Annotated in this window: 10 protein-coding genes; all 10 read right to left on the minus strand. The window is 50.6% G+C overall.

Translation table 11 applies throughout. The features are described 5' to 3' along the window. Nucleotides 1-2 precede the first annotated feature (2 nt). On the minus strand, nt 3-614 hold the full coding sequence (locus tag ACESZP_RS02055; RefSeq protein WP_178040174.1) for an ECF transporter S component: 612 nt from the start codon (nt 612-614) through the stop codon (nt 3-5). 431 nt (nt 615-1045) lie between these two features. Then, a complete protein-coding gene (gene groL, locus ACESZP_RS02060) occupies nt 1046-2668 on the minus strand; it encodes a chaperonin GroEL (protein ID WP_178039275.1) in 1623 nt (540 codons plus the stop codon). Nucleotides 2669-2782: 114 nt separating this feature from the next. Continuing rightward, nucleotides 2783-3067: a co-chaperone GroES gene (locus ACESZP_RS02065; RefSeq protein ID WP_178039274.1), complete on the minus strand. Its 285-nt coding sequence runs from the start codon at nt 3065-3067 to the stop codon at nt 2783-2785. Between the two features lie 237 nt (nt 3068-3304). Further along, nucleotides 3305-4081 carry a GTP-sensing pleiotropic transcriptional regulator CodY gene (codY, locus tag ACESZP_RS02070; protein WP_178039273.1) on the minus strand — a complete coding sequence of 259 codons (777 nt, stop codon included), beginning with the start codon at nt 4079-4081 and terminating at the stop codon, nt 3305-3307. A gap of 144 nt (nt 4082-4225) precedes the next feature. Continuing rightward, nucleotides 4226-6301, minus strand: coding sequence for a type I DNA topoisomerase (topA, locus tag ACESZP_RS02075; protein ID WP_349164693.1), 2076 nt, complete (start codon nt 6299-6301; stop codon nt 4226-4228). 47 nt (nt 6302-6348) lie between these two features. Continuing rightward, the gene (gene dprA / locus ACESZP_RS02080) at nt 6349-7434 is read right to left on the minus strand and encodes a DNA-processing protein DprA (RefSeq protein ID WP_499707884.1); all 1086 of its coding nucleotides are present in this window, start codon (nt 7432-7434) and stop codon (nt 6349-6351) included. A gap of 4 nt (nt 7435-7438) precedes the next feature. After that, nucleotides 7439-8986, minus strand: coding sequence for a YifB family Mg chelatase-like AAA ATPase (locus ACESZP_RS02085; protein ID WP_499707885.1), 1548 nt, complete (start codon nt 8984-8986; stop codon nt 7439-7441). Between the two features lie 212 nt (nt 8987-9198). After that, on the minus strand, nt 9199-11160 hold the full coding sequence (locus tag ACESZP_RS02090) for a clostripain-related cysteine peptidase (protein WP_499707887.1): 1962 nt from the start codon (nt 11158-11160) through the stop codon (nt 9199-9201). After that, nucleotides 11157-11975, minus strand: coding sequence for a hypothetical protein (locus ACESZP_RS02095; protein ID WP_499707888.1), 819 nt, complete (start codon nt 11973-11975; stop codon nt 11157-11159). The genes ACESZP_RS02090 and ACESZP_RS02095 overlap by 4 nt, the downstream gene beginning before the upstream one ends. Before the next feature lie 13 nt (nt 11976-11988). Then, nucleotides 11989-12567 carry a LemA family protein gene (locus ACESZP_RS02100; protein WP_499707889.1) on the minus strand — a complete coding sequence of 193 codons (579 nt, stop codon included), beginning with the start codon at nt 12565-12567 and terminating at the stop codon, nt 11989-11991.

Raw genomic sequence — 12567 nt, forward strand, 5'->3', positions numbered from 1 at the left:
TTTTAGTCCTCCTCGTCATATACCTTTCCGCTCTTTGCTTTCGCGCCGATGGCATAGCTCTTTACCACACCGGTCTTTGCCAGTCCGTCGCCAGCCAGCTTGCAGATCACGCCGGAGAATACGATGGCGCTTACGAAACGGACTGCCAGCTGCGCAATCAGAAGGCTCGGTGCCAGCGCAATGTAGTTCAGATAGTAAAGCTCATAACAGAAAATGAAGGCAGCGGAAAATACGCTTGCCAGGGACATGCTCGCCAGATCCCATTTCTTATAACGGAATAAAGCGAATGCAAGCTCTGCACCTGCGCCCTGAATCAGTCCGGTCAATACAACGGTTACGCCGCCGGAATTGCCCATCAGAAGCTCTACTACGGAAGCCAGTACTTCTGCCACCAGAGCTACGCCCGGCTTACGGATGATGTAAGCAGCCAGTGTGGCAGCCATGAACCATACGCCATAGATGATTTCAAACGCGAAGTTGGAAAGTCCGGTCGGGGCAAGTACGGTAGAAAGCACAACGCCTCCGTCAAAAACAGCCAGGTAAATGGCTGAAAATACGACTCCCAAAATCGCCATCATGATGATGTCCTTCAATTCCCATTTCTTTGTTGTCATGTTACAGTTCCTCCTAATAGTATGTGTTAAACTGTGCCGCAAGAGGTTTTTGCGCAAAAAAACGCCCGGCCTACGCCGGGCGGATTTATCGCATATCTTTTAAAAATCTACTCCCTACGATGGCATTATCCAACAGGTTTTACGGGTCATGGACAGCCTCAGTCCAAATCTCAGCCGGCTTCCGCCAGCACCCCTATGCTTGTTGTTCAGTTTCCTAGTAGAGTATAGCATGGTTTGGGGGCGGATGCAAGGGGGGATATTGACCCCGGGAGAAAACAAGCACCCCCGCGGCAGGATAAATCCTGCCGCGGGGGTGCTTGTTTTTCTTCCTTGGGCTTATATTCGAAAACCACTTACGTGGTTTTCTCATTAACACATCTGATGAAACCAAATGCCCGGCTATGCCGGTCGCTTGGTTTCCTGCTGATGTGTTACATCATTCCGCCCATTCCGCCGCCTGCGGGCATTGCGGGTGTCTCTTCTTTGATATTTGCTACACAGCTCTCGGTTGTCAGGAAGGTAGCTGCTACGCTGGTTGCGTTCTGCAGTGCGCTTCTTGTTACCTTTGCAGGGTCAAGAATTCCTGCTTCTACCATGTTCACATACTCTTCATGCAGTGCGTCGAAGCCGATTCCCGGCTCGCTCTCTCTTACCTTGTTGATGATCACTGCGCCTTCCAGTCCTGCGTTTGCGGAAATATGGAACAGCGGCGCTTCCAGTGCTTTCAGGATAACCTTTACACCGGTCTTCTCATCGCCCTCTACTGTATCAAGCAACTTTGCTACCTTCTTGGTTGCATGGATATATGCGGATCCGCCGCCGCCGATGATACCTTCCTCTACAGCTGCCTTGGTTGCTGCCAGAGCATCCTCCATACGAAGCTTTGCTTCCTTCATCTCAGTCTCGGTTGCAGCGCCGACACGGATAACTGCTACGCCGCCAGCCAGCTTTGCAAGTCTCTCCTGCAGCTTCTCACGGTCGAAGTCGGACTTGGTCTCCTCGATCTGCGCACGAATCTGTGCGATTCTCTGCTGGATATCTTCCTTGGAGCCTGCGCCCTCAGCGATGATAGTATTCTCTTTCTGAATCTTAACAGACTTGGCTGTACCAAGATCCTCGAGTTTTGCATCCTTAAGTTCACGGCCAAGCTCCTCGGAGATTACATTTGCGCCTGTCAGAATAGCGATATCACGCAGCATCTCTTTTCTTCTGTCGCCGTAACCCGGTGCTTTTACACCTACAACAGTGAAGGTTCCACGCAGCTTGTTCATAACCAAAGTGGTCAGAGCTTCGCCCTCGATGTCCTCTGCAATAATCAGGAGCTTTCTGCCGCACTGTACGATCTGCTCCAGCAACGGAAGGATTTCCTGTGTGGTGGAGATCTTCTTATCGGTAATCAGGATATACGGATTATCCAGAACTGCTTCCATTTTCTCCATATCCGTTGCCATGTATGCGGAAATATATCCTCTGTCGAACTGCATACCTTCTACCAGGTCCAGCTCAGTCTTCATGGTCTTGGACTCCTCGATAGTGATAACACCGTCATTGGTCACCTTTTCCATAGCGTCAGCAACCATGTTGCCAACTTCTTCGTCTCCAGAGGAAACTGCTGCAACTCTCGCGATCTGATGCTTTCCGGTAACCGGGCTGCTCATCTCTTTGATCGCCTCTACTGCCGCGTCTGTTGCTTTCTTCATACCCTTTCTCAGGACAATCGGGTTTGCGCCTGCCGCCAGGTTCTTCATGCCTTCATGAATCATAGCCTGTGCCAGAACCGTTGCGGTGGTTGTACCATCACCTGCTACATCGTTGGTCTTGGTCGCTACCTCTCTTACCAGCTGAGCGCCCATGTTCTCAAACGGATCCTCAAGCTCGATCTCTTTTGCGATGGTCACACCATCATTTGTGATAAGGGGTGCGCCGTACTGCTTATCCAGTACTACGTTTCTTCCCTTTGGTCCGATTGTTACTCTTACGGTATCCGCAAGCTTATTAACTCCAGCTTCCAGTGCTTTTCTGGCCTCTACGCCGTATTTGATTTCCTTAGCCATTTCTGATTCCTCCAGTTTCTTTTTCAGATTTTTATATCATTATTCGGTCATATCCTGACGGATATGCACGCTCCGCTCAGGATGCCATTCGGCAAAGAATAATATCTTTCGATATTATTCTACAATTGCAAGGATGTCATTCTGCTTTACAATCATGTACTCTTCGTCGCCAAGCTTTACTTCATTTCCGGCATACTTGGAATAGATAACCTTATCGCCAACCTTTACGTGCATGGTAACTTCTTTTCCATCTACCATTCCACCAGGTCCTACTGCTACGACCTCAGCCTGCTGCGGCTTCTCCTGAGACTTGCTTGCCAGAATGATTCCGGATGCGGTAGTCTCCTCTGCTTCAAACTGCTTCAGTACAACTCTGTCTCCCAACGGTACTAACTTCATTTCTATTCCTCCTTGGATTTTCATCTTATCCTCATTTTATTATTAGCACTCGTTCAATATGAGTGCTAACTTACGGTTATTATATTAAATCTTTCCAGAAAATTTGTCAACCGCTTTTTTGGATTTTATGCTTTTTTTAGAAACTACGATGGAATTTCCTATTACATAAAAACAGTGCAGAAATCGTTCTTTTTGAATCTTTTTCTGCACTGTAATCGTATTCTCATTTTGGAAGCCTTATGATTCTTTCTTTAATTTCGCCAGCTCATCGAATACCACATCGTTCACTACTTTAATGTAGGTTCCCTTCATTCCGGAGGAACGGGACTCAATGACGCCTGCACTCTCGAATTTCCGAAGGGCGTTGACAATGACGGAACGGGTGATGCCCACGCTGTCAGCGATACGGCTGGCTACCAGGATACCTTCGTTGCCCTTCAGCTCCTCAAAGATATGGGTAATAGCCTCCAGCTCCGAGAATGACAGGGTGCTGATGGCGGATTTTACAATCTGGACCTTTCTCTTCTCTTCCTCGTTCTCCTCATTGACAGAACGCATCATTTCCAGACCTACAACGGTGGTGCCGTACTCGCTTAAGATAATGTCGTCGATATCGTACTGCTCTTTGTATTTATACAGGAACAAGGTTCCCAGACGCTCGCCTGCGATATCAATCGGAGTAATGATAGCCTGATAATCGCGAACATTCTCGGATTCAAAGCCCAGGGTCTGCAGATTCACGTTCTCCTTGGTGGACAGGATACTTAAGAGGCGCTCGTTCAGCGCTTCGTCAATATGCGCGCCAACTTCATCTACGATCAGCTCCTGAATCTCCTCCACACCTTCACAATGGCTGATACCCAGCACTTTACCCTTCTTACTGATAACCAGAATATTAGAATTCAGAATTTCTGTCAGCACCTCACAGATATCGTTGAATACCACTTTACTGGAATTGTTATTGTGCAGCAGCTTATTGATCTTTCTTGTTTTATCCAATAATTGTACGCTCACTCTATTCCCTCCATCGTATTTTAGTTCCCGAAAGCGTTCTTTTTCTACCTTTTCGCTTTATTTTTTCAATAACTCGGAATTTATATGAATTTTATCACAATTCTATCCATTTTTCAATCTATATTTTCAAAGTTTTCTGACTACTTACTTCTCATCCTGTTTCTTCAGCATTACATGGCCGCAGGTTTCATTGGCGCAGACCAGCTTGCTGCCCTTTTCTACCATATAACTGCCGCAGACCGGGCATTTTTCCTTCGAAGGCTTCTGCCAGGACATGAAATCGCATTCCGGATTATTCTCACAGCCGTAATATTTTCTTCCCTTCTTGGTTCTGCGAAGTACCACGTCCTTGCCGCATTTCGGGCACGGTACGCCGATTTTTTCCAGATATGGCTTGGTATTGCGGCACTCCGGGAAGCCCGGGCAAGCAAGGAAACGGCCATGTGGACCGTATTTGATAACCATATGACGGCCGCATTCCTCGCAGACCACGTCAGTTACCTCATCCTCAATCTTTACCTCTTTCAGCTCTTTTTCCGCTGCCTCAACCGCTTTTTCCAAATCCGGGTAGAAATTCTCTACAACCGTCTTCCAGTTGACGGTTCCCTCTTCAACGCAGTCCAGAAGTCCTTCCATATTAGCCGTAAAATCAGTCTCCACGATGGTGGGGAAGGCCTGCTTCATCATATTGTTAACGACCTCACCCAGTTCGGTCAGATACAGGTTCTTATTTTCCTTTGACACATAACGGCGGGCGATAATCGTCGTAATCGTCGGCGCATAGGTGCTGGGACGTCCGATGCCCAGCTCCTCCAAGGTCTTTACCAGCGCTGCCTCTGTATAGTGAGCCGGCGGCTGTGTGAAATGCTGTTTGCTCTCAAATTCCTTCAGCGAAAGTTTCGTATCCTTACTGAATCCTTTCAGGAGACGGCTGTCTCCCTCTTTTTCCTCATCCTGCACATAAACCGCCATGAAACCGTCGAAGGTCACCCGGGACGCAGACATGGTGAAACGGTATTTGCCTCCGTCTATCTTCACGGAAGAGGTCTCATAGACTGCGTCCGCCATCTGGCTGGCTGCAAACCGTTTCCAGATCAGCTGATACAGGCGGAACTGCTCTCTGGTCAGGGAATCCTTCACAGCAGCCGGTGTCCGGGACAGATCCGTGGGGCGAATTGCCTCATGGGCGTCCTGAATCTTCTTGCCGCTGGTCTTGGCGCTCTGACCTTTGGATGTATAATTTTCTCCGTAATTGGAAGCAATGTATTCATGCGCCGCCTTCGCTGCTTCCTCCGATACACGGGTAGAATCGGTACGCAGGTAAGAAATCAGCGCCACCGTGCCACTGCCCTTAATATCCACACCCTCGTAAAGCTGCTGTGCCACGCTCATGGTCTTCTGGGTGGAAAAATTCAGGGTTTTGGAAGCTTCCTGCTGCAGGGTACTGGTTGTAAAAGGAAGGGGCGCTTTTTTCACTCGCTCGCCGTTCTTCACCTCACTGACCTCATAGGAGACGCCATCCAGCTCCTTCAGGATCTGCTCCATCTCTTCTTTGGACTTCACAGTCATTTTACCGTCCTTCGTGCCGTAGAAATGGGCCTGCAGCGGCTTTTTACCGCCGTCCGCCAGAAAATCCGCGTCCAATGTCCAGTACTCTTCCGGTACAAACGCATTGATCTCTTCCTCCCGATCCGCAATCAGACGGAGTGCCACAGACTGTACGCGGCCTGCGCTTAAACCTCTTTTTACCTTCGCCCAGAGAATCGGGCTGATACGGTAACCTACCATACGGTCCAGCATCCGACGGGCCTGCTGGGCATTGACCAGATCCATGTCGATCTCACGGGCATTTTTTAAGGATTCCTTTACCGCACTCTTGGTAATCTCGTTAAAGGTAATCCGGTACATTTTCTTCGGGTCCAGCTTCAGCGCCTGGGACAGATGCCAGGAAATCGCCTCGCCTTCCCGGTCAGGGTCGGTTGCAAGATATACTTTATCTGCTTTCTTCGCTTCTTTGCGCAGCTTAGCAAGAATATCACCCTTGCCGCGAATGGTAATGTATTTTGGTTCGTAGTCGTGCTCCGCATCGAACCCCAGCTGGCTCTTGGGCAAATCTCTTACATGTCCCTGGGACGCCAGCACCTCATAGTTGGATCCCAGAAATTTCTTGATGGTTTTTACCTTTGCGGGAGACTCCACGATAACCAGATTCTTTGCCATAATACTTACTCTCTTTCTTTGATATCCGCTGTCTGCTGCAAATGCTCTTAAGAAAGCGTATAATAATTTTTATATACTTCTTTGGCATAGCCTTTCATTTGCAGTTTTGTCATAACGCTCAAGGTCTCTCCTGGCGTAAGTCCTGTTTTCGCGCAGATCTCCGCCAGGCTCTGAGCCTGCAAGCGTAAACAACTATACACCAAATTTTCAGACCTTTCAAGCACAATTTTATTTTCTTGCATTTTTTTCCTGTTAAATCCCGGTAAAATATGGAGAACTTCTAACAGCTGTTCCGGTGAAATGGCGATCCCGGCTCCCTGTCTTATCAGGTTATTACAGCCGGCGCTTAAGGCCTCTCCCAGGGGTCCCGGGGCCGCATAGACTTCCTTTCCCTGCTCCAGCCCATAATCGGCGGTGATAAGAGAGCCGCTTTTCTCCCTTGCTTCTATTATAAGTACCAGATCCGACATGCCGCTTAAGATCCGGTTTCGTAATGGGAAATAATATTTCAGAGGCCGGACGCCCGGTGGACACTCGGAAATGATTCCGCCCCGCCGTTCCAGTTCCATATAAATATCCCGGTTGGATTCCGGATAGCACATGTCCGCTCCGCCTGCCAGCACCGCAAAGGTCGCGCCATCCTTTTTCAATGCCCCGTAATGGCTGTAAGCGTCGATACCCCGGGCCATGCCGCTTAAAATCTGTACCCCAGCTGCCGCCAGCTCCCCACCGAACCACTGGGACAGATTGCGGCCATACGTGGTACAGTCCCGGGCTCCCACAATGGCGACTGCAGGTTTTTCTTCCTCAGGAAGCTTTCCCCGGACAAAGAGACCGCAGGGCGCGTCCGGAATTGTGCCGAGCCGCTTGGGATAGCGGGGATCTTCGATACTTAAAAAGGTAAGATTAAGCCGCTGCAGGCGCTCCGCTTCCCGATTAAAGTCCCATTTTTTCCGGTTTACGGCCAGTATCGTCAGTTTCTCCTGATTCGAGGGAAAACTTTCCGTCAGCTCCTGTTCTTTGCTATGAAAAACCCGCTCAGGAGTTCCATATTTTTCCAGTAATTTATGTTCCAGGCCGGGAGCGTAAAAGAGGCTGCTGCAAAACCACTGCCAGTAATTTTTCTCTGCCATCCTTCTATATCCCCTTCATCCATAAATTCCGATCGGGCGGCCTGTATCCCAACGCCTCCAATATATGCCTTTCTTCTATCTGTTCTTTTCCTTCCAAATCCGCAATGGTTCTGGCCACCCGGACAATCCTATGATATGCCCGGGCGCTTAAATTTAATGCATCAAAGGCGTCCCCCAACAGCTCTTTTTCCTTTTTCCCAAGCCCACAGTATTTTTCTGTATCGCCTGCGCCAAGCTGGGCGTTGAATCGTGCCTTCAATCCCAGGTAACGCTCTTTTTGTATCTCATGGGCCTGCTCCACCCGAGTGCGAATCTCCGCCGTGGATTCCTCCTTTCCGGTCTGCTGCAGGGCGTCGAACCCCACCGGAGAAACATTGGCGCAGATGTCGATCCGATCTAACAAAGGCTGAGACAGCTTTCCCAGATATCGAATCACATCCCGCTGGGCGCAGCAGCAGCGGTTCCGGTCCGGATAATAGCCGCAGGCGCAGGGATTCATGGCCGCCACCAGCATGAAATCCGCCGGAAATGTATAGGTTCCCGCCGTTCGGCTGATACAGATCCGCTTCTCCTCCAGAGGCTGGCGCAAAATCTCCAGGGCAGCCCGGCGAAATTCCGGCAGCTCATCTAAAAAAAGGATTCCTTTGGAGCTCAGGGATACTTCCCCCGGTCCGGGGATCCGACCGCCGCCAGCCAGGGCCTCCGCCGTGGTGGTGTGATGGGGTGAACGGAAGGGACGCTTTAAAAGCAGAGACCCCCGCTCCGGCAGCAATCCCGCGATACTGTAAATTTTTGTAATCTCCAGGCTTTCTTCCAGGGACAGTCTTGGCAGAATTCCCGGAATCCGCCGGGCAATCATGGTTTTACCAGAGCCTGGCGGACCAATCATCAGAAAATTGTGCATGCCCGCGGCTGCGATTTCTGCCGCCCGCTTCACTTCTGTCTGTCCATATATCTGGGCAAAATCCTCCTGTCCTTCACTTTCCGCCGCCTGTTCAGAGAACAGTGCGTCCACATCTACAACCGTCTTTCCGGCCTGTTCCGGATGTTGTAAGATTTCTATTAATTCCTTAAGCTTTGACACACCCACAACTTCCATATCCCGAAATACCGCTCCCTCACGGGCATTCACAGCAGGAACGATACAGCGACGAAGCCCCAGTTTTTTGGCCTTTTCCACCAGTGCCAGCACGCCGGAGACACCCAGTACCTGACCGCTCAGGCTTAACTCGCCCACAATCATCAAGCCATCCAGATTTCCGGCAGGAATCTTCTCCATTGCTCCCAAAACTGCGGCAGCCACTGCCAAGTCAAACCTGGAACCTTCCTTTCGGATGCTGGCCGGGGCCAGATTCACAGTAATACGCTTCGTCGGAAGCGGATAACCGGTATTGCGCAGGGCCGTCCGCACCCGATCTGCCGCTTCCCGCACCTCCGACGCCAGATAGCCTACCATCAGAAAGCCCGGCATACCTTCGCTTACATCTGCCTCCACACGAACCGGATAGCCCTCCACGCCGCCGATGGCCGCCGATAAAACCTTACAAAACAAAAGATTTCCTCCACTTCTTCCCCTTTATTCTCTTTTTCTTCTGTAATATATGGAAACCCCCGGAGACTTCCGGAACAATCTGAGAAAAGCATATCGCATTTTCGAAAAAAAATCTGCTGTTTTATTCTTTTTTTATTTTTTTCGGCAATGTTCACAACCTGTTTCACACAAAAGGAACGGCTGCGCTGCCGCGCCGCCGCCCTTCTCTCTGCTTATTCGTATACGGTTGTCGTAATTTCGCCCCCTGCACAGTCAAAGAAAACCGCGTCAGAGTACGCGTAATTGTCCATGGCGTCACGCATCTCATAAACCATGGAATAAGAGCCGTCCGGCAGTTCCATTTCGCCAAAGGCTGTGTCCGCTGTCACCGTGAAGGTATCCGCTGTATAAGCCTCGAATTCATCCTCGCCGCTGACGCTGGCCATATACCAGATGGTGGTCAGCTCATCACCCTCTTCCAGCAGACGCAGCTCCTTGTCTGCCATGCCGCTGTCGTCGATACCCTGGCGCGCGCCCAGGATACTCCACTCCTCGGTATTGAAATCGTATACTACCTGAAGGTTATAAGCCTCACCGTTCAGAAGAACCGGTACGGCATACAGATTGTAATCTTCACTCTCATAGCTTAACTCCATATAAGCCAGATTGCCGTCGATGCTTCCCCAGACATTGCGGAAATTGTCGTAAAAGATACCGTTGTCCCAATCTGCTTCCATATCGTTATCCGTACCCAGAAGCAGCATCATGTCATTTTCCTCATCCACATAATAGAGAGAGAAGCCGATGCCCGCCAGGATATCATTGGCCTCCGGTCCCAGGGTCAGATAGGATACGCCGTCCCCGTTCACTTCCAGCGCTTTGCCGTCCCAGTCCACACTCAGCAGATTTTCCACGGTCGGAAGTTCCGTGAAATCCATATCGGCAATGTATTCCATACCCGAATCATCCAACTCGCCGGTCAGCTCATAAGCATAGAAATATTTGAAAGCAAGACCTGCTCCTACGCCTGCGTAACCGTTGAAATCATTGACATCACCATTGTAGGAATAGTAACAGGAAAGACCGGTCGCCTCACTGCGGTACTGGCCGCCCACCTGATAAAGCACACACGCATCCAGGGCGTCCAGCACACTCTGGGCGGATCCAAGCATGCCGGAGCTTTGGCGGGCCATATGGCCCAAATCCACCATATTCGTATAACCCTGCTCCTTGGTATTTCCACCATAATTCTCGCTCTGGGAAGCCGCACGGGCAAACTGGGAGAAAAAGGCCGGATCGGTGCAGGCCGCGGACAGCGCCTCCGCGCCAAAGGTCTCATAAGCCTTAAGAAGCGGGCCTACCCTGGATAAATCTGTCAGAGAAAGCGTCGTATTATCCTGGGTTCCTACTTCCTCGCAGCCGGCATAATAGGCGTCGCAAATGATTTTTCCAAGTTCTTCTCCGTCCATATCCGGATTTTCTGCCAAGGCTCCTACCCACTGAGAATAATACCAGCCATTGGCTGGCTCTGTCTCTTCGGAAGCCACCAGGTAATGTGCCAGATCGGAAAACGTGTTGGCCACATCCACGGTCGCCATCAGGCAGGTATCAAATCCAACCAGCTCCAGCGGCTGCTCCTCTTCCGAAGGCTCCCAGACGCTGGAAAATGCCGCGTACATCTCATCCAGAGTTAGTGAGTCATAACCATAAATTTCATCAAAAGAAGCGCCGGACACCGAGCCGCCGCCGTGATTCCAGAATACCACTGCCGTCTTTTCCGCCGGGTAATTGGTCTCCGCAAAGCTTAAGAAATCCGCCAGAGTCTCTGCGTCTCCCATGCTGGCAGAGGGCTGCTCGTCCACCAGATTCAGGCCCTCGCTGTTATAGACCCATCGCTGCAGCTTGGACGCGTCCACCACATCGTTCTGCCACTCACTGGCACCGCCGGTTTCAATGACCACATTTACATTTTCCGGCAGCTCTACCTCCATCAGTTCTGCCAGATCGCCGGTAGCAAAGCCGCCGCCCGACTCCAGATCACTTCCGCACAGATACCAGTAGATGGACCAGGTTCCTTCTTCGCCGGAAGCTGCACTTACAGATGGAGAAGCCGCTTCCTCTTCGTCACCGCCACAGGCGCACAGGGACGCTGCCATGACGCAGGACAAAAACAGTGCTATCCATTTTTTCTTCATACCCAGTCCTCCTTTGCCGCCGGATTCATCATTTTCATCAGCTTCTTCGCCATCGTATGAAGCTTCTTTTCCTTCTTTTCGTATTTCTCGATATATTCCTCCACGCTGGGATCGTCCCGATCGAAGGACGGGCCATCCACCTTCCACTGCATCTTGCTCCAGTAGGGGTGCTGAAGATTCAGCGTTACCTTGAACTGGCGGACCGGCCCTTTGGTATCGAAGGTGGGACGATCGAGAGTTGTCAGCCGTTTCGGTTCATTGCCGATAACCGTGGGCATGGGACTGCCGCTGCGGGTATGCTGGCGTTCAGCGGCATCCTGGCGCTGCAGCATCCATTCAAATTCCTGGCGTTGCAGCTGGAACTGCTCGATCAAATTCGACATGGCGCGTACTCTGTCCGGCGCGTCGCTCTCATGGCATTTCAGATTTTCCTTTCCACTGGCATAGATGGCGGTGCTGTCCTCCTTAATGGTAAAGGACTTGATTGCTGACACTTCGAACACCAACGCCCGCTCGTCATCCCGCAGACGCAGCAGCCGGTGATCCGTATCCAAAAGCAGACTTCCGCCGCCGAAGCCGAAATCGTAACGCCAGGTCTCATTGAAGGTGTCCCGCAGCGTCTGATTCTGATCATAGAACGTCAGATATTGCCGAAACCGCTCCAGATTCATTTCATTTACTGCGCCGTCCGGCAGATCAATTTTCTTATCACATTCCTTACAGATGGGCATATCCTCGATTTTCGTCGGAAGCAGACGTGGGGTCGGATTGCCGCAGATGGGGCACACTTTTTTGTGGTTGCTGAATAATCCCATAATATTCCTCCTGTTATCTCATTTCCAGATACGCTTTTTTCTGAAAATGCAACAATCTGGCCGCCACATTCATCGGAAACGGCCTTATACTCTGATTAAATTTCGATACCGTATCATTGTAAATCAATGTGCTGGTCTGAAGCATTTTTCCATAGCTATCCAATGCGTTCAGATAATTTCGACAGTTTTTATTTTCCTGCACAGCCGGGCAGTGCTCCACTGCCTCCAACAAAATCCGCTGTGCTTCCGAAAGCAAAGCGCCCTGTTCGGCTACGTCAGCAGGCTCCGTCTCCGCCGTCACAGTGCGCCGTTTTCCCTGAAGCCATCTCGCCGTCTTCCACAGTTCTTCTCCATGCGGCTGCAACAGCTCCAGTAAGGCAATCGTTGCCTCATAACGGGAGAATAACTGCACTCCGATCTGGCCCATGGCATTTTTTATATTTTCATCCATTGCCGTCAGTCTGCGCTGTGCTGAGATTATCCAGCCCACCAGCAGTATCAGTAGCAAACCCACTATCATTCCTGTTTTCATAGTTCCCGTTACCTTGCTTTTCCAAGTGACCAGTCCATAAAAACGGCGGGTGCGGACCAT

Origin of the sequence: Candidatus Dorea massiliensis AP6 (assembly GCF_964245105.1) — a bacterium.
Lineage (GTDB): Bacteria > Bacillota > Clostridia > Lachnospirales > Lachnospiraceae > Laedolimicola > Laedolimicola intestinihominis.

Coding starts and splice junctions, on each gene's coding strand:
- ACESZP_RS02055 (WP_178040174.1), bottom strand. CDS start 614: ATGACAACAAAGAAATGGGAATTGAAGGACATCATCATGATGGCGATT.
- groL (WP_178039275.1), bottom strand. CDS start 2,668: ATGGCTAAGGAAATCAAATACGGCGTAGAGGCCAGAAAAGCACTGGAA.
- ACESZP_RS02065 (WP_178039274.1), bottom strand. CDS start 3,067: ATGAAGTTAGTACCGTTGGGAGACAGAGTTGTACTGAAGCAGTTTGAA.
- topA (WP_349164693.1), bottom strand. CDS start 6,301: ATGGCAAAGAATCTGGTTATCGTGGAGTCTCCCGCAAAGGTAAAAACC.
- dprA (WP_499707884.1), bottom strand. CDS start 7,434: ATGGCAGAGAAAAATTACTGGCAGTGGTTTTGCAGCAGCCTCTTTTAC.
- ACESZP_RS02090 (WP_499707887.1), bottom strand. CDS start 11,160: ATGAAGAAAAAATGGATAGCACTGTTTTTGTCCTGCGTCATGGCAGCG.
- ACESZP_RS02095 (WP_499707888.1), bottom strand. CDS start 11,975: ATGGGATTATTCAGCAACCACAAAAAAGTGTGCCCCATCTGCGGCAAT.
- ACESZP_RS02100 (WP_499707889.1), bottom strand. CDS start 12,567: ATGGTCCGCACCCGCCGTTTTTATGGACTGGTCACTTGGAAAAGCAAG.